This window comes from Streptomyces sp. NPDC001407 (assembly GCF_042895325.1).
In the GTDB taxonomy this organism is placed as follows: Bacteria; Actinomycetota; Actinomycetes; order Streptomycetales; family Streptomycetaceae; genus Streptomyces.
On sequence record NZ_JBIAWF010000026.1, the window covers coordinates 47482 to 66424 of the forward strand.

At 72.4% G+C, this 18943-nt stretch carries 18 protein-coding genes; 12 read left to right on the forward strand and 6 right to left on the reverse strand.

Annotation, left to right across the window (positions count from 1 at the left end; all coding sequences use genetic code 11):
• Positions 1-2: 2 nt before the first annotated feature.
• The 4 genes from ACFY1P_RS28835 to ACFY1P_RS28850 all read left to right on the forward strand — a co-directional run bounded on the left by ACFY1P_RS28835 (position 3) and on the right by ACFY1P_RS28850 (position 5197).
• Positions 3-1205, forward strand: coding sequence for an allantoate amidohydrolase (locus ACFY1P_RS28835; RefSeq protein ID WP_361533988.1), 1203 nt, complete (start codon positions 3-5; stop codon positions 1203-1205).
• The gene (locus tag ACFY1P_RS28840) at positions 1196-2605 is read left to right on the forward strand and encodes a formimidoylglutamate deiminase (protein WP_390752237.1); all 1410 of its coding nucleotides are present in this window, start codon (positions 1196-1198) and stop codon (positions 2603-2605) included. The genes ACFY1P_RS28835 and ACFY1P_RS28840 overlap by 10 nt, the downstream gene beginning before the upstream one ends.
• A gap of 110 nt (positions 2606-2715) precedes the next feature.
• Positions 2716-3885 (forward strand): imidazolonepropionase, encoded by a 1170-nt coding sequence (hutI, locus tag ACFY1P_RS28845; protein WP_390752238.1) that lies wholly within the window; start codon positions 2716-2718, stop codon positions 3883-3885.
• 160 nt (positions 3886-4045) lie between these two features.
• Positions 4046-5197 carry a serine hydrolase domain-containing protein gene (locus ACFY1P_RS28850; protein ID WP_390752239.1) on the forward strand — a complete coding sequence of 384 codons (1152 nt, stop codon included), beginning with the start codon at positions 4046-4048 and terminating at the stop codon, positions 5195-5197.
• Positions 5198-5201: 4 nt separating this feature from the next.
• Here ACFY1P_RS28850 and ACFY1P_RS28855 read toward each other — a convergent pair whose 3' ends face one another.
• Together ACFY1P_RS28855 and ACFY1P_RS28860 are read right to left on the reverse strand one after the other, a co-directional pair.
• Entirely contained in the window at positions 5202-5441 is a 240-nt protein-coding gene (locus ACFY1P_RS28855; RefSeq protein WP_361534149.1) for a hypothetical protein, read from the reverse strand.
• Between the two features lie 77 nt (positions 5442-5518).
• Complete coding sequence (locus ACFY1P_RS28860; RefSeq protein ID WP_390752240.1) at positions 5519-5749, reverse strand: hypothetical protein; 231 nt, start codon at positions 5747-5749, stop codon at positions 5519-5521.
• 70 nt (positions 5750-5819) lie between these two features.
• Here ACFY1P_RS28860 and ACFY1P_RS28865 point away from each other — a divergent pair, with 70 nt between their 5' ends.
• Positions 5820-7070, forward strand: a complete 1251-nt coding sequence (locus ACFY1P_RS28865) for a helix-turn-helix domain-containing protein (protein ID WP_390752241.1) — start codon at positions 5820-5822, stop codon at positions 7068-7070.
• Between the two features lie 194 nt (positions 7071-7264).
• Here ACFY1P_RS28865 and ACFY1P_RS28870 read toward each other — a convergent pair whose 3' ends face one another.
• Positions 7265-8377 carry a DUF5937 family protein gene (locus ACFY1P_RS28870; RefSeq protein WP_390752260.1) on the reverse strand — a complete coding sequence of 371 codons (1113 nt, stop codon included), beginning with the start codon at positions 8375-8377 and terminating at the stop codon, positions 7265-7267.
• A gap of 397 nt (positions 8378-8774) precedes the next feature.
• On the reverse strand, positions 8775-9665 hold the full coding sequence (locus tag ACFY1P_RS28875) for an RNA polymerase sigma factor SigF (protein WP_390752242.1): 891 nt from the start codon (positions 9663-9665) through the stop codon (positions 8775-8777).
• A gap of 238 nt (positions 9666-9903) precedes the next feature.
• Between ACFY1P_RS28875 and ACFY1P_RS28880 the strand changes: the two genes are divergently transcribed.
• The 5 genes from ACFY1P_RS28880 (at position 9904) to ACFY1P_RS28900 (ending at position 14334) form a co-directional block, all read left to right on the forward strand.
• Entirely contained in the window at positions 9904-10272 is a 369-nt protein-coding gene (locus tag ACFY1P_RS28880; RefSeq protein ID WP_361534137.1) for an STAS domain-containing protein, read from the forward strand.
• A 183-nt stretch (positions 10273-10455) separates the two neighbouring features.
• Complete coding sequence (locus ACFY1P_RS28885) at positions 10456-10950, forward strand: ATP-binding protein (protein WP_361534134.1); 495 nt, start codon at positions 10456-10458, stop codon at positions 10948-10950.
• A 108-nt stretch (positions 10951-11058) separates the two neighbouring features.
• On the forward strand, positions 11059-11871 hold the full coding sequence (locus ACFY1P_RS28890) for an LPXTG cell wall anchor domain-containing protein (protein ID WP_361534131.1): 813 nt from the start codon (positions 11059-11061) through the stop codon (positions 11869-11871).
• Positions 11872-12511: 640 nt separating this feature from the next.
• Complete coding sequence (locus tag ACFY1P_RS28895) at positions 12512-13351, forward strand: hypothetical protein (RefSeq protein WP_390752243.1); 840 nt, start codon at positions 12512-12514, stop codon at positions 13349-13351.
• Positions 13348-14334: a neocarzinostatin apoprotein domain-containing protein gene (locus tag ACFY1P_RS28900; RefSeq protein ID WP_390752244.1), complete on the forward strand. Its 987-nt coding sequence runs from the start codon at positions 13348-13350 to the stop codon at positions 14332-14334. Before ACFY1P_RS28895 ends, ACFY1P_RS28900 begins: the two co-directional genes overlap by 4 nt.
• An 81-nt stretch (positions 14335-14415) precedes the next feature.
• Here ACFY1P_RS28900 and ACFY1P_RS28905 read toward each other — a convergent pair whose 3' ends face one another.
• Positions 14416-15948 carry an oligopeptide:H+ symporter gene (locus tag ACFY1P_RS28905; RefSeq protein WP_361532920.1) on the reverse strand — a complete coding sequence of 511 codons (1533 nt, stop codon included), beginning with the start codon at positions 15946-15948 and terminating at the stop codon, positions 14416-14418.
• A gap of 469 nt (positions 15949-16417) precedes the next feature.
• Here ACFY1P_RS28905 and ACFY1P_RS28910 point away from each other — a divergent pair, with 469 nt between their 5' ends.
• Entirely contained in the window at positions 16418-17098 is a 681-nt protein-coding gene (locus ACFY1P_RS28910; protein WP_361532923.1) for a response regulator transcription factor, read from the forward strand.
• Positions 17099-17159: 61 nt separating this feature from the next.
• Positions 17160-18419 (forward strand): ATP-binding protein, encoded by a 1260-nt coding sequence (locus ACFY1P_RS28915; protein WP_361532926.1) that lies wholly within the window; start codon positions 17160-17162, stop codon positions 18417-18419.
• A 24-nt stretch (positions 18420-18443) separates the two neighbouring features.
• Here ACFY1P_RS28915 and ACFY1P_RS28920 read toward each other — a convergent pair whose 3' ends face one another.
• The gene (locus ACFY1P_RS28920; protein ID WP_390752245.1) at positions 18444-18932 is read right to left on the reverse strand and encodes a GtrA family protein; all 489 of its coding nucleotides are present in this window, start codon (positions 18930-18932) and stop codon (positions 18444-18446) included.
• Positions 18933-18943: the final 11 nt, after the last annotated feature.

The window sequence follows — 18943 nt, forward strand, 5'->3', positions numbered from 1 at the left end:
AGATGTGGCGCGACCTGGCCCCCATCGGCCGCGCCGCAGCCTCCGGCGGCTACCGCCGCTACGCCTGGACGGAAGCCGACAAAGACTGCCGCACGTGGTTCCAGGCCCAGGCCGAGACCCGCGGCCTCACCTACGAGCGGGACCGCAACGGCAACCAGTGGGCCTGGCTCGGCGACCCCACCGCGGGCGACGCCGTAGTCACCGGCTCGCACCTGGACTCCGTCCCCGACGGAGGCGCCTTCGACGGCCCCCTCGGCGTCGTGTCGTCCTTCGCCGCGCTCGACGAGCTCCGCGCCCGCGGGGCCCGGCCAGCGCGGCCCCTCGCCATCGTCAACTTCGGTGACGAGGAAGGCGCCCGCTTCGGGCTCGCCTGCGTGGGCTCGCGGCTGACCGCCGGGCAGCTGACCGTCGAGGCGGCCCACGCGCTCCGCGACGCCGACGGGATCAGCCTCCCGCAGGCCATGGAGCGCGCCGGATACGACCCGGAGGGCATCGGCGCCGACCCCGAGCGGCTCGCCCGCATCGGCGCGTTCGTCGAGCTGCACGTCGAACAGGGCCGGGCCCTCGCCGACACCCCTCACCCCGTGGGCATCGCCTCCGCCATCTGGCCGCACGGCCGCTGGCGGTTCGACTTCCGCGGCGAGGCCAACCACGCGGGCACCACCCGCCTGGAGGACCGCCGCGACCCGATGCTCACCTACGCCAACACCGTCCTCGCCGCCCGGAAGAAGGCCCGGCTCGCCGGTGCCCTCGCCACCTTCGGCAAGGTCGGCGTCGAGCCGAACGGCGTCAACGCCATCCCCTCCCTGGTCAGGGGCTGGCTCGACTCCCGCGCCGCCGACCAGGCCACCCTCGACCTGGTCGTCGCCGAGATCGAGAAGGCGGCCGTGGAGCGCGGCGAGCGCGACGGCATCGACGTGACGGTCACCCGCGAGTCCTTCACCCCCGTCGTCGAATTCGAGCACGCCCTGCGCGACGAGCTCGGCCGGATCCTGGCCGAGGCAGGCCGCCCGGAGCTCCCCGTCCTCGGCACGGGCGCGGGACACGACGCCGGAATCCTCTCCGGAGCCGTCCCGACCGCCATGCTGTTCGTACGCAACCCCACGGGTGTCTCCCACTCACCCGCCGAAACGGCGGCCGAGGACGACTGCCTGGCCGGGGTGACCGCACTCGCCGACGTACTGGAGGGCCTGGCGTGTCGCTGACGAGGCAGACCTACTGGGCGGAGCACGCCCTCCTCGACACCGGGGTCGAACCCGGCGTGATCGTGGAGACCGGCGACGACGGCCGGATCTCCGCCGTGCGCCGGGCCACGGCCCCGCCGCCCGGCTCGGTGACCCTGCGCGGACTCACGCTCCCCGGCCTGGCGAACGCCCACAGCCACGCCTTCCACCGCGCCCTGCGCGGCGTCGTCCAGGCGGGCCACGCCACGGCCGCCCCCGCGCGGGCCCACAGCGGGCAGGCCGCGGCGGAGGCCGCCGAGCGGGCGCCCGGCAACTTCTGGACCTGGCGCGAGGTGATGTACGGCGTCGCCGACCGCCTCACCCCCGACAGCTACTTCGCGCTCGCGCGGGCGACCTACGCCGAGATGGCCCTCGCCGGCATCACGGCCGTCGGGGAGTTCCACTATCTCCACCACGCCCCCGGCGGCGGGCGCTACGCCAACGCCAACGCCATGGGCGAGGCACTGATCGCGGCCGCCGCCGAGGCGGGCATCCGCATCACCCTCCTCGACACCTGCTATCTCTCCTCCGGCTTCGGCGCGGAGCCCAATCAGCACCAGCTCCGCTTCAGCGACGGCACCGCCGAGGAGTGGGCCACGCGCGCCGCCGCGCTCAAGGGCGACGGCAACACCCGCATCGGCGCGGCCGTCCACTCCGTACGCGCCGTGCCCGTCGACCAGCTGGGCACCGTCGCCGCCTGGGCGCAGGAGCGGGACGCCCCGCTGCACGTCCACCTCTCCGAGCAGACCGTCGAGAACGACGCCTGCGTCGAGGCCCACGGCTTCACCCCCACCGCGCTGCTGTCGGACCACGGCGTGCTCGGCCCGCGCACCACGGCCGTCCACGCCACGCACCTCACCCCCGGTGACATCCGCCTCCTCGGTCACTCGCACACCGGCATCTGCATGTGCCCCACCACCGAGCGGGACCTGGCCGACGGCATCGGCCCCGCACACCGGCTGCAGAGCGCGGGCTCCCCGCTGTCGCTGGGCAGCGACAGCCACGCCGTCATCGACATCCTCGAAGAGGCGCGCGCGATGGAGCTCGACGAGCGGCTGCACTCCCACACCCGCGGCCACTGGACCGCGGCCCAGTTGCTCCGCGCGGCCACAGCCGACGGCCACGCGGCCCTCGGCTGGGACGAGGCGGGCCGCATCGAGCAGGGCGCGCTCGCCGACCTCACCACGATCGCGCTGGACTCCGTGCGCACCGCGGGCCCGCCGCCGCACCTGGGCGCCGAGACGGCCGTATTCGCGGCGACCGGCGCGGATGTGCGGGACACAGTGGTCGGCGGCCGCCACGTCGTACGCGACGGGGTCCACCAGCTCGTGCCCGACGTGCCGGGCGCGCTCGCGGAGTCCATCGCGGCGCTGCGGGACTGATCCCCGGGACATCCCGGGCGGGGGCCCGCCGCCCCTGCCCGGCCCCCCGCCCGGCCCCCGCGTCCGCCCACGAACCGAACCAGCAGAAGCCGAAGGAGAGCCACACCCCCATGGCGACCACGGTCATCACCGGCATCAGCAATCTCGTCACCAACGACCCCTCCCTCGGTGAAGGCCCCCTCGGTCAGATCCAGGACGCGGCCGTCGTCATCGACGGTGACCGCATCGCCTGGGTCGGTGCTTCCAGCAAAGCACCCGCCACTGACAATCACGTCGACGCCGAGGGCCGGGCCGCGCTCCCCGGCTTCGTCGACTCCCACTCCCACCTGGTCTTCGCGGGCGACCGCACCGCCGAGTTCAACGCGCGCATGTCCGGGCAGAGTTACAGCGCGGGCGGCATCCGCACCACCGTCGCCGCCACCCGCGCCGCCACCGACGAGGCGCTGGAGGCCAACCTCCTGCGCCACATACGCGAGGCGCTGCGCCAGGGCACCACGACCCTGGAGACCAAGTCCGGCTACGGCCTCACCGTCGAGGACGAGGCCCGCGCCCTGCGGATCGCCGCCGCCCACACCGACGAGGTCACCTACCTCGGCGCGCACATCGTCTCCCCCGACTACGCCGACGACCCCGCCGCGTACGTCGGCCTCGTCACCGGCGCGATGCTCGACGCCTGCGCGCCGCACGCCCGTTGGGTCGACGTCTTCTGCGAGAAGGGCGCCTTCGACGGCGACCAGGCGCGTACGATCCTCACCGCCGGGGCGGCGCGCGGCCTGATCCCCCGCGTCCACGCCAACCAGCTCTCCTACGGACCCGGCGTGCAGCTGGCCGTCGAGCTGGGCGCGGCCTCCGCCGACCACTGCACCCACCTCACCGACGCGGACGTCGACGCGCTCGCGAACGGCAGCACGGTGGCCACGCTGCTGCCCGGCGCGGAGTTCTCCACACGCGCCCCCTGGCCCGACGCGCGCCGACTGCTCGACGCGGGCGCCACCGTCGCGCTCTCCACTGACTGCAACCCCGGCTCGTCCTACACGAGTTCGGTGCCCTTCTGCATCGCCCTCGCCGTGCGCGACATGGGGATGACCCCCGACGAGGCCGTCTGGGCGGCGACGGCGGGCGGCGCGGCCGCCCTGCGCCGCACCGACATCGGCCGCGTCACCCCCGGCGCCCGCGCCGACCTCGCCCTCCTCGACGCTCCTTCGCACGTGCACCTCGCCTACCGGCCCGGCGTCCCGCTGGTGTCGGCGGTCTGGCGGGGCGGCGTGCGGGAGGTCTGACCTCAGGGGGCTCCTCAGGGGGGGGCTCCTCAGGGTGCGCCTAAGGGTGCACCCCAAGGGGCGGCCGGCCGGGAATCCTTCCTGGTCATGAGCGTGGAGGGCGCAACCGCCGCATAGGTTGACGGAGCATCAGCCGCCGCCATCGAGAGGCACCCCGATCATGCGCCGCAGAACCGCCGTCGTTTCCGTAGTGCTCGCCGCCGCGGCCCTCGCGCCCGCCGCCGCACCTGCCTACGCCGCCGCACCCGCCGCCCGCGGCGCCGACCGCGCCGCCCTCCAGCACGCGCTCGACGCGGTCGTCGCCGAGGGCGTGCCCGGCGCGATAGCCGAGGTACGGGACGCCGGCGGCGTCTGGCGCGGCGGCAGCGGCGTCGCCGACCTCGCGGACGGGCGGCGGGCCCAGCCCGGCGACCGGTTCCGGGCCGGGAGCGTGACCAAGAGCTTCGTCGCCACCGTCGTCCTCCAGCTCGTCGACGAGGGCAAGGTCAAGCTGGACGACCCCATCGGGCGCCACCTCCCCGGCCTGGTCCCGGACACCGCGAAGGGCGCGCCCGTCACCGTGCGGCAGCTGCTCGGCCACACCAGCGGCATCGCCAACTACACCGACGTGCTCCGGCGGGAGCCCGACCCCCTGCGCACCCTCCAGCACTCCCACCACACGCCCCGAGAGCTGGTGGACATGGCGCTGAAGGAGCCGCGCACGTTCGAGCCCGGCGAGGCGGGCAAGTGGGCCTATTCCAACACCAATTACGTCATCCTCGGCATGCTGATCGAGAAGCGCACCGGCACCACCCTCGACCAGGCCGTCACCCGGCGCATCATCCGCCCGCTCCACCTCACCGGCACCTCGATGCCCACCTCCGAGCGGCTGTCCGGGCCCCATCTGCACGGCTACGAACAGTTCCCCGGCGAGGGCGCCCCGACCGACTACGCCGACTTCAGCCCCACGGCCTTCTGGGGCCCCGGCAACCTCGTCACCACCACCGCCGACCTCAACCGCTTCTACCGCGCGCTGGCCGGTGGCAAGCTGCTCCCCGCGCACCTGTGGCGCGAGATGAACACCCTGCACGACACGGACCGCGGCGAGACCCGCAAGTACGGCCTCGGCCTGGAGAGCAACGCCGCCTACTGCCCCGGCGAGAAGCCGGCCTGGGGCCACACCGGCAGCGTCCCCGGCTACAACACCTTCAGCTTCACCTCGGCCGACGGCAAGCGCCAGATCACCCTCGCCCTGTCCAAGGACATGACCAAGACCGAGCGGGCCGACACCGCTGCCCTGAAGGTCCTGTCCACAGCGCTGTGCACGAAGTAGCCCGTCACACCGGCGGGACGACGTCCGGGCCGATCGCCGGGGTCTCGTCCTCGTGCTCCTCCTCGCACGGCGCGAACCGCCTGCAGAAGAACCCGCGCCCCCTGCACGCCGTGCACGTGTGCGCCGCCGACATCTCACCGGCCTGGCCCGACTGACTCACATAGAGCGTGAGTGCCTGGTAATAGCCGCTTCCCCGGCACCCCTTGCAGAACTGATGCGGGCCGGTGCAGCACTCTTCGCTCATGCCGGTGATGATCCTCCGGGAGGGTGCCGCACGGTGACGCTTCGTTCTCGTCTCCTCCTATCCGCGTACGGGCCGCGTCACGCCTGCGCGGCCCGCCGATGATTTTCGAGTTGCCGCGTCAGGTCCTGGACGACGCCGAAGCGCCCCTCCCGGACCGCACTTGCCCGCGCCAGCAGGATCTTCGAACACGCGAGGCACGAGCGGGTGGGGCGGGGTGCCGTGGTCATGCGTGCGCCCTGCTCCGTTCCGGGCTCGGGCACCCCGCCCGGATTCGTTCGCTCCTGCGCGGAGCTCTGCGTGTCATCCATGCCGGTACCGTCACGCACTCCGAAGGGCGAACCCATCCCAAGGCCCTATAGGGCGCCCTATATTCGGATGGTGAGGGATCACGTGGTGGACATCTGGGCTCATCCTCAGCTGGTGGCGGCAGTCGCGGACGAGGACTGGGGGGCTGTCCTGCGGACCTACCGGAAGCTCACGCGCATCAGCCAGACGAAGGCCGGGGAGCTGACCGGGCTCGCGCAGTCCGACGTGTCCGACATCGAGCGCGGGCGGCGCCGCGTGACCTCCGTGGAGGTGCGTCAGCGCATCGCCTCCGGCCTCGGCGTCCCGCCGGAGTCGTGGCCGCTCACGGGGGAGCGGGCCGACGCCGGCGCCGTCCCGGGCCTGCGGCTTCCCGGCACCGCTCCGGACGTGGATCTCCTCGCGCGGGTGACCAGCGTGGTCGACGGTTCCGCGCGCGTGGACGCCGCCACACTGGACTGGCTCGACCGGCTGCTCGCCGAGCACCGCCGGGCGGAGGACGTGATCGGCTCGCGCCCCCTGGTCGCCCTCGTGCGCGGCCAGCTCCGTACCGTCATGGACCTGCACGCGAGCGCGCGCGGGGCCATGGCCGACCGCCTGGTGCTGCTCGCCTCGGAGCACGCCCAGTTCCTCGCCTGGATGGCGCAGGACCAGGACGCCACCGCCACCGCGCTGGCCTGGTACGACCGCTCCCACGAGTGGGCGCTGGAGGCCGGGGACGCGGACATGGCGGCGACGACCCTCAACATGAAGGCGCACATGGCGTGGTCCAAAGGCCGCGCCACCCGTTGCGTGCGGATGGCCGAGGCGTCGCGGTGGTCCGCGCCCGGCAGCTCCCTGGGGGTACAGGCCATGGCCGTACAGATGGCGGCACGCGGGCACGCGCTCAACCAGGAAGCCGACGAGGCGCGCCGCCTGCTGGACGAGGGCCAGAAGCTCATGGCGCTCGCCGCCGAGCGCCCCGAGGACCAGCCGCCGTGGATGTACTTCTACGACGAGACGTGGTTCACGCTCCAACGCGGCATGGCCGAGCTGCACTTGCGGGCGTGGTCACGCGCCGTCGAAGAGCTCACCGCCGGGCTCGCCGCCCTGCCGGACGGCTACCGCCGCGACGGCACGTGGTACCGCGCCTGCCTCGCCCACGCCCTGGCGGGCGCGGGTGAGCCGCAGCAGGCACTCTCCGTGGCCCTGGGCTCCCTCGGCGACGCCGCCGCGATCGGCCGCCCGCACGCGTGGAACGAGCTGCACACGACCGCCGCGCTGCTGATGCGACGGGGCGCCACGGAGGGGCGCCGGCTGGCGGCTGCCCTCAGCGAGCACGACTGAGTCGGCCTACGCCCCCCGGCTCAGCCGGACGGCCCTTGCCGCGTAGCGGCGAGCCGCGTTGCTGATGCGGCGGAGGCGTCGGCCACCGCCTTCAGCGAGCACGCCTGAGCCCCGGCGCAGCCGTACGCCGGACCGCCTTGCCGCAAGGCCCGGCGCCGGCCGGTGGGCACGACTGAGTCGCCGGCCGCGAACCGTCAGCGCAGGATCCCCTCCAGGAACTCCCCGCTCAGCCGCGCCACCGCCAGCACGTCCAGCTGATAGTTGACGTACCGGCCGCGCCGGCGGGTCGTGATCAGGCCCGCCTTCTTCAGCACACCCAAGTGGCGCGAGACCTCCGGTGCGCTGAGGCCCAGGATGCCCGCCAGTTCGCCCGTCGTGTGCGGCGCGCGGGCCGTGCTGCGGCACAGCTGGATGCGCACGGGGTGGGCCAGGGCCTCCAGGCGCAGTTTGAGGAGCTCAAGCGACGTCGGCGGCGGCAGTTCGGGCGAGCCGATCGGGTAGTGGACGACCGGGCGCCAGCCCGGCCGGTGCAGCACCATCAGGTGCGGCCACCCGAAGCGCGACGGGACGAACGACAGGCCCGTACCCACCGCAGGGTCCACCGCCGACGTGTGTCCCTCCGTCAACTTGTCGACGCGGATGAGCCGGCCGCCGTCCTCCAGGGTGATCGCGGGGGAGACCTCGGCCAGGGCCCCGCTCAGCCCCTTGCGGCGCAGCAGTTCCGTCTTGTGCCGGGTGTCGGCGGCGAGCGCGGGCTCGCCCTCCCGCCAGAGGGCCGCGAAGAAGGCGTCGTCGCAGTCCTCCAGCAGGCGGCGCACCCAGGCGCGTACGGAGGCGGGGTCCTTCAGCAGCCGCGCGGTGAAGTCCAGCTGCCGGGGGCCGCGGGCGGCGGCCAGCTCCAGTGCCCTGGTGCGGGTGGCCGGGTCGGCGAGCGGCGAAGGGGCGCCCGTGTTGTAGGAGGCGAGGCAGGTGAACTCCAGCGCGGTGGTGACGAACTGGTCGTCGTCCAGCCGGTCCAGCTGGTCCAGCTCCTCGGCGAGCGTCCGGCCCGTACGGCCGTCACCCTCGCGCAGCCCGGCGTACGGCATGAAGAGGTCGGAGAAGGCGTGCCGCCACAGGAAGTCCGCTTCGCGCAGCCGGTCGGCGAGGTCCTGCGGGAGCGCGCCGGCCGTGGCGGTGGCCCAGGCCGCCTGCCCGGGGTGGTGGCCGGGCTCGGACAGCACGTGCAGCGTGATGCACAGCTCTGCCAGCGGGGACGTCTCGAAGACGATGCGCTCGGGAGGCAGGCCGGTGATGTCTATGCTCACGCTCATGGCGACATCTTGCACTTGTTCACATGGCGAGGTCGCCCGGATTGACGGCCGGTGCGAATCGGCGCGGTCGTCCTCGTGGCCCTCGTACGGGTGAGGCAGGGGCGGCACGCCCGTCACACGCGGCGGCCGGGCGGGACCATGCCCGGGTGAACGTCGATCAGAGCAGGCCGCCCCTGGTCAGGTGCAGGCGCTGCGGCAGTCCGATGTGGTGGGACGTCACCTACCCGTACGCGCCCGTGTGGTACTGCTCCACATGCGATCACCCCCCGGAGCGCCGCCGCAGCGCGCATGCCGCGCCGCCACGGTGCCCCGAGGGGTGTGCGAGTGCCGTGATCCAGACCGGTGACGACGGCAGCCGGCAGTTCGTCTGCCATCGCAAGTGACCGGGGGGTCACTCCTCGACCAGCAGCCCCCGGCGCAGCCGCACGAGCGTGCGCGAGAGCAGCCGCGAGACGTGCATCTGGGAGATGCCCAGCTCCTCGCCTATCTCCGACTGCGTCATGTTCGCGACGAAGCGCAGGGAGAGGATCTTCCGGTCGCGGGGCCGGAGTTCGGCGATCAGCGGCTTGAGGGACTCCACGTACTCGATGCCTTCGAGACCGTGGTCCTCGTAGCCGATGCGGGCCGAGAGCGTGCCCTCGGTGTCGTCCTCGGTGGGCTGGGCGTCCAGCGAGCTCGCGGTGTACGCGTTGCTCGCGGCCATGCCCTCGATGACCTCTTCCTCGGCCAGGCCGAGCCGCTCGGCGAGCTCGGCGACCGTGGGGGAGCGGTCGAGCTGCTGCGCCATCTCGTCGCGGGTCTTCGCGAGGTCGAGGCGGAGCTCCTGGAGCCGCCGGGGGACGCGCACGGACCAACTGGTGTCACGGAAGAACCGCTTGATCTCACCGATGATCGTCGGCATCGCGAAGGTGGGGAACTCGACGCCCCTGCTGAGCTCGAACCGGTCGATCGCCTTGATCAGGCCGATCGTGCCGACCTGGACGATGTCCTCCATCGGCTCGCTGCGGGTGCGGAACCGCGACGCGGCGAACCGCACCAGTGCCAGGTTGAGTTCGACCAGGGTGTTGCGGACGTACGCGTATTCGTGGGTGCCCTCCTCAAGCTCCGCGAGGCGGGCGAAGAGGGTCTTGGACAGGGCCCGCGCGTCGTCCGGCCCCACCTCGTCGTAGGGCGGGATCTCGGGGAGCCCGGAGATGCCGGGCTCACTCTCTTCGTGCGGGGTCGCCGACGACGCGGTCTCCCGAAGGGTTCCGGTGCGCGGTGCGTCGAGCCGGGGTGACATGGTGTCCTCCATCATTCTCGGCATATGGCCGCCGATGCCTTGACCTCTTGCTGCGGTTTGCGGCGCCTCCAAAGCCGTCCGTGGTGGATGTCCTCTACTAGCCCTACCGGTCTTCACCACCCCCTGGCAAGTCCGTGTTGTCCGACTTTGTCGTTAAATGACGGATGTTCGGCTACCGGACGTCGTATCGAAGGCGTAGTGTTCAGCCGTCCACGCAGGCAACCGGGAAGGGATGCGCATGGACCGCGGGATGGTCGGCAGCGCAAGCAAAGGCCGGCTGAATGTAGAGGTCCGGCGCCACGGAGCGAGTGCGGTCGTGACGCCGGCGGGTGAGCTCGATCACCACACCGCCGAGCTGCTGCGCGAGCCCCTCGAGGCGAGCGTGGCCGATATCAGCGCGCGCGTGGTCGTGGACTGCTCGAAGCTGGAGTTCTGCGACTCCACCGGGCTCAATGTGCTGCTCGGCGCCCGGCTGGTCGCCGAGGCCGCGGGTGGGTCCATCCACCTCGCCGCCATGCAGCCGGTCGTCGCCAGGGTCTTCGAGATCACCGGCGCGGAAGCCGTCTTCACCGTGCACGACACGCTCGACGCCGCGATCTCCGAGTGACGGTCGTCACCACTCCCACCTGTGTGTAACCCTCGGGTTACCCGTGTCACAGGAGCCGCACCGAAGAAGTGGGTGTTCCTGCGGATCGGTCGGGCAGGAGTCTGCTGAATCTGTACCGCATCTGTTTGAAGTGCCTGGTATCCATCAAACCCTGAGTCGGTGAATCGGTGAGGTGAAGCGCTGATGAGCACCACGCGGCCGTACCCGCCGCCGGGCGAGCCCGGTCCGGACGCGGACGGCGCCTCCGCCGATGCCCACCCGCCGGCCGCGGGCCAGGTGCGCCGCCTCCACCTCGTCGGGGCCAGCGGCGCCGTCCCCCGCGCCCGCGACTTCACCCGCCAGGCGCTCCAGGACTGGGGCTGGCTGCCCGCCGCCACCGCGGACCACCGCGCGGCCGCCGAGGACGTCCTGCTGGTCGTCTCCGAGCTGGTCACCAACGCCTGCCTGCACGCCGGCGGCCCCGAGGAGCTGCGCGTGAGCTGCGCGGGCAAGGTGCTGCGGCTGGAGGTCGTCGACCTCGGCGCCGGCACCCCCGCCCCGCGCACCCCGCACCGCGCGGGCCGCCCCGGCGGTCACGGCATGTTCATCGTGCAGCGGCTCTGCCTGGACTGGGGAGTCGTGCGCGACGAGGCCGGTGCCGGCAAGACGGTCTGGGCGGAGCTCGCCGCTCCGGCATAGCGCGTTACGTCTCTTCCCTCCTCGAGGTCCCCGGCGTACTGTCGGCGCCCGATCTGATGTGCCGTCAGTGATGCACGGCTACGGCACCGGACGAGAGGGGAACCCGAGGTGTCCCACATCCAGCGCCGTCCCACTCGCCGCACGGGCGCGCTCGCGCTCGCCGCGACCGTCGCCGGGGGAACGGCCCTGCTGCTGGCCGCGCCCGCCGCGCACGCGGACACGGTCGACGTCAACTACCAGTGCAAGACCCCCATCGGCGACAAGAGCGCCGTGTCGCCCATCGACATCAAGGGCGTCGCGAGCGGCGACTCCTACAAGCTCACCATGTCCTTCGAGAAGGGCGTCTCCTCCAGCCCCGTCCCGCTCGGCAAGGGCGCGATGAAGCCGAGCGCCGTCGTGAAGCTCGGCGGCGCGGACAGCGGCACGGTGGCCGTGGAGGGCCCCGCCAACTCCGAGGAGATCCCCGCCAACACCCCCATCAAGATCAGCGACTTGTCGGGCACGTACACCCCGAAGAAGAGCGGCACGGTCACTTTCACCGCGTCCACCCTCACGATCTCCGCCCTGGGCACGACGACCACGTGCACGCCGTCCAACAACCCCAAGCCGTCGCTGACGCTGGAGGTCAAGGCGGGGGGTTCGTCGACGGGCGGTTCGACCACTGGTGGTTCGACCACTGGTGGTTCCTCCACGGGGACGACGGGTGGTTCGACGACGGGTGGTTCGACCACGGGCGGGTCCGGCGGTACGGGTGGGGCGAGCGGGTCTACTGCGAGTGGTGGGTCCTCCGGTGGCGGCCAGCTGCCGCAGACGGGGCCGGCGGATTCGGCGGTGGCGCTCGGGGCGCTGGGCGGGACGGTGTTGCTGGCGGGGGTGGGGGGAGTGCTTTGGCTTACGCGGCGGCGGGGGGTTGTGCGGTAGGTGGGGGCGGTTTGTGGTGCGGGTTGTGTGCGCCTGCGGCGGGACGCCCTTCGGGCGTGGCCTCAATCGCCGGCCGGGCTGGGTGTGTGGTGGGTGCCGGGGGTGGGGCCTCCGGGCTGGGGACCTGGAACGCGGTGCGGTTGCTGTGAGGCGTGTTGGGTGCTGTGAAGTCGCACCGCGTTCCAGAACCCCACCCTCCGACCCCACCCCCTCCCGCCGGTGGGTGAGATCAGGTTGTGGGGTGCACCGCGCTTTTCCTTTCAGCCGGTCCGGGGCGCCCATTCCAGCCCGGGTGCGCCAGTGTTCTTTTCAGCCGGGCGCGCCATGCTTTTGTTTTTCAGCCCGTTGGGGGCACCTCTGGGGGCCCCCGGACGGAGTCTGGGGGAGGTAGCTGGGGGAGGCAACGGGCCCGCAGCTCGGGGTCTGGGGCAGCGCCCCCCACGCGGCGGAGCCGCAAATGAGACGCAGCCGGGAAGGGGCGGGGTAGGGGGAACAAGCCCGCCGCAGGCGCCAACCGGCCCGCAGCCGGGGGCCTGGGGCACGCGCCCCCCACGCGGCGGAGCCGCACATCAGACGCAGCCGGGAAGGGGCGGGTAGGGGGAACAAGCCCGCCGCAGGCGGAGACACACGGGAGCCGCCCATGAAGCCGTATCACCTCGCAGCGATCTGCCTCGCCCTCGTGACCGCCACCCACACCGCCGGCACCGGCGCCGACACGAAGCAATGGACCGCCACCCCCGCCCCCGCGGGCAAAAGCACACCCGGCCCCGACGACCGCACCTCCTTCGACCTGGAGGGCGACCCCGGCACCGTGTTCCAGGACAAGCTGTCCGTCGTCAACACCGGTGACACCGCCCGCTCACTCGACGTGCGGGCGGACGGGTCCTGGATCTCGCTCGCCGCGCGCACGGTGAAGATCCCGGCGCGCACCCGCGCGGACGTGCCGTTCGCCGTAGCCGTGCCCGCCGACGCGGCGCCGGGTGCGCATCCGGGCGCGCTCGTCGTCAGCGGGGAGGGGCGGCAGGTGCGCGTACCGCTGGCCGTGCGGGTGGCCGGTGCGGCGCTGCCGGCGCTCGCCGTGGAGCACGTACGCGTCAGCCGCGAGGGCGGCGGCGCGGTCATCCGTTACGCGCTGGTCAACCGCGGCAACACCGCGCTCGCCCCGCGCCTGGACATCCGCGCGGACGGCCTGTTCGGCACCGTCCTGCGCCGTACGGCCACCGGCGTGCCCGCGCGACTGGCGCCCGGCCGGAGCGTGCGGCTGGCGGAGCGGTGGGCGGACGCGCCGCGTCTGGACTCCGTACGGGTCCGCCTCACGGCCACCGCGCCCGGCGGCGCCCGTGCGACCGCCTCCGGCTCGTACACGCCCCTCCCGTGGCTGTTCCCGGCCCTCGGCGGGCTCGCCGCGGTCCTCGCCGCCGCTGTGCTCCTGCTCGTACGCCGCTCCAGGCGGGCCCGGAGTGCGGGAGCGGCGGCGTGAAGGCCCGCAGGGCGGGCGTGGCGGCCCTGCTGCTGGCATTGGCGTGTGTGCTGCTGCCCGCCGGCCTCGCGGGCGCCGACGGGCCCGCCCTGCGGCTCGACCGGACCGAGGCGGGCAAGGGCGCCACCCTCACCGTCAGCGGCACCGGCTGGCGGCCCCGCACCCTCCTCACGCTCCTCATCTGCGGCCAGGACATGATCGGCGGCACCGACACCTGCGCCAACGCCGACGGGCGCACCGTGACCACCGACGGCGACGGCCGCTTCACCAGGCGGATGCCCGTCGCCGAGCCGCCCAGGCCGTGCCCCTGCGTGGTGCACGTGGCGACCGTCACGGGCGCCCCGGCGGCCGCGGACACGGCGCTGAAGGTGACCGGGCACCCCGTCGCCTCCCTGCCGCCGCGCAATGGCGCGGAGCGGCTCGGTGTCCTGGACGCGCGGCTGGAGGGGAGCAGCGGGCTGCTCACGTGGTTCGGGGCGCCGCCGCACCGGCGGCTGGTCGTCACCCTCGGGAACCTCGGCTCGACCCCTGTCAAGGACCCCGTCCTGGAGGTCGGCACCGCGCACGGCGTGCTCGCGCCCGAGTGGGAGAAGCAGCGCTGGCGCGGCACGATCGCGGCCGGCGCGCGGGCCCGCGTCCCGCTGGACGTGGAGCTGGCGGCCGGGGCGTACGGCGACTACCAGGTGTCCCTGAAGTACGGGGACAAGGTGCTGGTGGAGGAGCCGTGGGACGTGGGGCGGCCGTGGGGGGTGACGCTCTTCTGGATCCTGCTGTGCGTGGTGGTGCCGGTGGGCGTGTTCCGCGTGGGCATGGCGGTGGTGGGCCGCGTACGGCCGCCCGAGCGGCCCGCGGAGGCCCGTGACGGCTCCCTGCCGTGGTTCAGGCCGGGGGCGGACCCGTCACGCGCCACGGAGGCGCCGGACGCGGGCGCGCGCCCCCGGGCCGCCACCCGCGCGAAGGCGCGCCCTCCGGATGAGGCGTAAACCAAAGCGCCCCCCGGAGCGATGGCGCGCCATCACCCCGGGGGGCGCTCTGCGTTACGAAGCGTTACCGAGCGGACCGCGTCAGCGGACGTCGCCCATCAGCCCGATGATCTTCTTGCGGTTCAGCCAGATGCCGACACCCGCCAGGACGGCGGCCGCGGCCTCGCCCAGGATCACGGCCGTGCCGTTGAGGTCGGCACCCGCGGTGATCAGCAGGGTCATGACGCAGTCGCCCGCGGTGACCGCGAGGAACCACACGCCCATCATCTGGCTGGCGTACTTCGCCGGCGCCATCTTGGTGGTCAGGGACAGACCCACCGGGGACAGGCACAGCTCGCCGACGGTCTGGAGACCGTAGATCGCGATCAGCCACATCGGGCTGACCTTCGTGCCGTCGGACGCCATCGACATCGGAAGGGCGAAGAGGACGAACGAGAGGCCGACGAAGACCATCGCCGCGGCGAACTTCACCGTGGTGCTGGGCTCGCTCTTGCGGCGGGCCAGCGCCAGCCACAGCGCGGCGAAGATCGGCGCCAGGGCGACGACCCACAGCGAGTTGACCGACTGGAACCAGGTGGACGGGAAGTCGAAGCCGAAGACGTTGTCCGCGGTCTTCTTCTCCGCGAAGGTCGACATCGTCGACCCACCCTGGTCGAAGATCATCCAGAACACGGCGGCCGCGACGAAGAACCAGATGTAGCCGCTGACCTTGGTCTGCTCGGTGTCCGTCAGCTCCTTGTCGCGCTTGATGCGCGCCAGCACGAAGATCGGGATGAACAGGCCGAGCAGCGCGATCGGGACCAGGGCCCAGTTGATCGTGAAGGTGCCGGTGCCGACCACGATGCCGTAGAAGGCGGCCGCGACGGCGAGCCAGATCAGGCCCTTCTTCAGCCAGGAGTTGCGCTCGGCGACCGTCAGCGGGGTCGGGACCTGGCTGCTCTTCGCGTTCAGGTGGCGGGTGCCCAGCAGGAAGACCAGCAGACCGAGGCCCATGCCGACGGCGGCGATCGCGAAGCCCAGGTGCCAGTTGTACTTCTGGCCCACGGTGCCGATCACCAGCGGGGCGGCGAAGGCGCCCACGTTGATGCCGATGTAGAAGAGCGTGAAGCCACCGTCGCGGCGCGGGTCCTTGGGACCGTCGTAGAGGTGGCCGACCATCGTCGAGATGTTGGCCTTCAGCAGACCCGAGCCGATGGCCACCAGCGCGAGGCCGAAGAAGAACGTCGGCTTCCCGGGGATGGCCAGGACCAGGTGACCGGCCATGATGACGCTGGCCGCGATGGCCACCGTCTTGCGCGGACCCCAGACACGGTCACCGAACCAGCCGCCCGGCATGGCGAGGAGATAGACCATCGCCACATAGACGGAGTAGATCGCGACCGAGGTGGCCTCGGGCATCGCCAGACCGCCGCCCTGGCTGCCGGGCTTTGCGTCCGGGCCGCCTGCGATCAGATAGACGACGAGAAGGGCCCTCATGCCGTAGTAGGAGAACCGCTCCCACATCTCGGTCATGAAGAGAATGGCCAACCCGCTGGGGTGGCCAAGGAAGGTCTTGCCGCTGGAAGCAGGAGTGGTCTCCTGAGGAGCAGCACCCTTCGTCAGGCTGGACGCCATGGTCGATCCTTGTGTGCTCGGGACGCGTGATGGAGCAGTTGCGCGCCCGGGTGGGGGTTGGCCGGCACCGGCTACCGCACTGCCCGCCCCCACGCCCTAGGGGTTCGGCCCCTCTCGCGAGGGACCGGCAGGACAGCCGTACTCCGGGATCCACGCCCCCGCGCACCTTCGCGCGGCGGACCCGGCCGACAGGTCATTCACTGTGTAACAAGGCTGCGGGAACAGCCCCGCGCACAACAGAGACCTCCGGCGAGATGTGGTCGTGCCGAAGGTCCCCCGATGGTGCTACAGACGTCTGGTCACCATACGTCACACCCCGCCCGGATAAGGAAGGAGTTGAGACATGGATCACAGGTGAGGTCGGAACCATTCGCATACGTTCGAAGGTGAAGTTGTTCTTGGAGAAGTGTTGCCGTCGGTAGCTCTGAGTGCACCTCTGACGTGCGCCCGGGCGGACTACCATCAAGCCATGACCCGAGTACTGCTCGCCGAGGATGACGCGTCCATCTCGGAACCGCTCGCACGCGCCCTGCGCCGCGAGGGTTATGAGGTGGAGGTGCGCGAAGACGGTCCCACGGCGCTCGACGCCGGCCTCAAGGGAGGGGTGGACCTGCTCGTCCTCGACCTGGGGCTGCCCGGCATGGACGGCCTGGAGGTCTGCCGCCGGCTGCGGACCGAAGGCCACGGCTTCCCCGTGCTGGTCCTCACGGCCCGCGCCGACGAGGTGGACACCGTGGTCGGCCTGGACGCCGGCGCCGACGACTACGTCACCAAGCCCTTCCGCCTCGCCGAACTGCTGGCGCGCGTGCGCGCCCTGCTGCGCCGCGGCACCGTCGACTCCCAGCAGCAGCCCCCCGCCACCCACGGCGTGCGGATCGACGTCGAGTCGCACCGCGCCTGGATGGGCGACGAGGAACTCCAGCTCACGGCGAAGGAATTCGACCTGCTCCGGGTGCTCGTGCGGGACGCCGGCCGGGTCGTCACCCGCGACCAGCTGATGCGCGAGGTCTGGGACACCACCTGGTGGTCCTCCACCAAGACCCTCGACATGCACATCTCCTGGCTCCGCAAGAAGCTCGGGGACGACGCCGCCAACCCGCGCTACATCGCCACCGTCCGCGGGGTCGGCTTCCGCTTCGAGAAGAGCTGAGCCGACCCGGCCCCGAGCCCCACCGCCGGGCCGCTCACGTATCACCCGCCCGGAGGGCACTGTGCGCCGCCGACTGATCAACTCCACGCTCGCCGTCGTGCTCGTCGTGATCGCCGTGTTCGGGATCTCGCTCGTCATCGTCGAGACCCGCACGATCGAGAACAGCGCGCAGGAGAGCGTGCAGTCGGAGGCCGTACGCCTGGAGTCCATCGTCGACAGCCGGCTCGTCGGCGGGGAGCGGGTGGAGTCGGGCATCCTCAGCGAGCAGATCACGCCCCAGCGCTACGCCCGGATCGAGATCCCCGGCCGGCCGGTCATCGAGATCGGTACCCGCCCCAAGGGCGGCCTCATCACCGCGGAGCTCAAGGGCGGGCAGGGCGAGACCGTACGGGTCGAGGCGTCCCGCTCCACGGTCAGCCGCGAGGTCGGCCGCACCCTGCTGGTCATCCTCGCCGTCGCCCTGCTCGCCGTGGTGGCCGCCGTCTTCCTCGCCGTACGCCAGGCGAACCGGCTCACCGCCCCGCTGATCGACCTGGCCGAGACGGCCGAGCGCCTCGGCTCCGGCGACCCGCGCCCCCGGCACCGCCGCTACGGCGTGCCCGAACTGGACCGCGTGGCGGACGTCCTGGACTCCAGCGCGGAGCGGATCGCCCGGATGCTCACCGCCGAGCGCAGGCTCGCCGCCGACGCCTCGCACCAGCTGCGCACGCCGCTGACGGCACTGTCGATGCGGCTGGAGGAGATCACGCTCACCGACGACCCGGACACGGTCAAGGAGGAGGCGACGATCGCCCTCACCCAGGTGGAGCGGCTCACCGACGTCGTCCAGCGGCTGCTCACCAACTCCCGTGATCCCAAGGCCGGCTCGGCCGTCACCTTCGACCTGGACGAGGTCGTCAAGCAGCAGATCGAGGAGTGGCGGCCCGCCTCGCGCAGCGAGGGCCGGGCCATCGTGCGCTCCGGCAAGCAGGGGCTGCGGGCCGTCGGCACCCCGGGCGCGGTCTCGCAGGTGCTCGCGACGCTCATCGAGAACTCGCTGATGCACGGGGACGGCACGGTCGCCCTGCGCACCCGTGTCACCGGCACCCAGGCGGTCGTGGAGGTCACCGACGAGGGGCCGGGCGTCCCGGCGGACCTGGGCGCGCGGGTCTTCGAGCGGACGGTCAGCGGGCGGAACTCCACGGGGCTGGGCCTGGCGGTCGCCCGCGACCTCGCCGAGGCGGACGGCGGGCGCCTGGAGCTCCTCCAGGCCAACCCGCCGGTCTTCGCGCTGTTCCTGAGCCTCGAAGGAGGCGGGACGGACGGCGGCGGCGTGATCTGAGCCGCCGGCGCCTACTGCTACGACCTACGGTGCGTCGATGCGGGCCGGAGGCTGATCCGTGAGGAAGGACTCCGCCGTCTGAACCGCCTCGCGCGCCGGGAGGGCCCGGAACACCCAGGTGCGGTAGGACCAGAAGCGGAAGACCGTGCCGATGCCGAGGCCGACGACGTTCTTCGCGATGTTGTCCGCGAGCGGGGACGTCAGGCCGAAGCCGTAGTGCGAGAGCGCCAGGATGCCGTTCTCGATCACCAGGCCGATGCCGCTGAACAGCAGGAACAGCGACAGCTCGCGACTGCGCCGGCTGGTGTCGCAGTCGCGGTAGGTCCAGTAGCGGTTGCCGACGTAGTTGGTCGCGATGGCGACGACCGTCGCGATCACGCCAGAGCGCACCACGGCGAGGTGGAAGCCGTGCAGGCAGATGTTGAAGACGATGAGGTTGACCACGAACCCGATGGCCCCGACCGCGCCGAATTTCGCTATCTCGCGGGCCAGCCTCTGCAGCCGGGAACGCATGGTGTGCCGTT

Bases quoted from the DNA above. Each gene is read 5' to 3' on its own strand.
- ACFY1P_RS28880 (WP_361534137.1), top strand. From the start codon at position 9,904: ATGGACCGCGGGATGGTCGGCAGCGCAAGCAAAGGCCGGCTGAATGTA.
- ACFY1P_RS28920 (WP_390752245.1), bottom strand. From the start codon at position 18,932: ATGCGTTCCCGGCTGCAGAGGCTGGCCCGCGAGATAGCGAAATTCGGC.
- ACFY1P_RS28875 (WP_390752242.1), bottom strand. From the start codon at position 9,665: ATGTCACCCCGGCTCGACGCACCGCGCACCGGAACCCTTCGGGAGACC.
- ACFY1P_RS28850 (WP_390752239.1), top strand. From the start codon at position 4,046: ATGCGCCGCAGAACCGCCGTCGTTTCCGTAGTGCTCGCCGCCGCGGCC.
- ACFY1P_RS28835 (WP_361533988.1), top strand. From the start codon at position 3: ATGTGGCGCGACCTGGCCCCCATCGGCCGCGCCGCAGCCTCCGGCGGC.
- ACFY1P_RS28905 (WP_361532920.1), bottom strand. From the start codon at position 15,948: ATGGCGTCCAGCCTGACGAAGGGTGCTGCTCCTCAGGAGACCACTCCT.
- ACFY1P_RS28910 (WP_361532923.1), top strand. From the start codon at position 16,418: ATGACCCGAGTACTGCTCGCCGAGGATGACGCGTCCATCTCGGAACCG.
- ACFY1P_RS28860 (WP_390752240.1), bottom strand. From the start codon at position 5,749: ATGGATGACACGCAGAGCTCCGCGCAGGAGCGAACGAATCCGGGCGGG.
- ACFY1P_RS28895 (WP_390752243.1), top strand. From the start codon at position 12,512: ATGAAGCCGTATCACCTCGCAGCGATCTGCCTCGCCCTCGTGACCGCC.
- ACFY1P_RS28885 (WP_361534134.1), top strand. From the start codon at position 10,456: ATGAGCACCACGCGGCCGTACCCGCCGCCGGGCGAGCCCGGTCCGGAC.
- hutI (WP_390752238.1), top strand. From the start codon at position 2,716: ATGGCGACCACGGTCATCACCGGCATCAGCAATCTCGTCACCAACGAC.
- ACFY1P_RS28855 (WP_361534149.1), bottom strand. From the start codon at position 5,441: ATGAGCGAAGAGTGCTGCACCGGCCCGCATCAGTTCTGCAAGGGGTGC.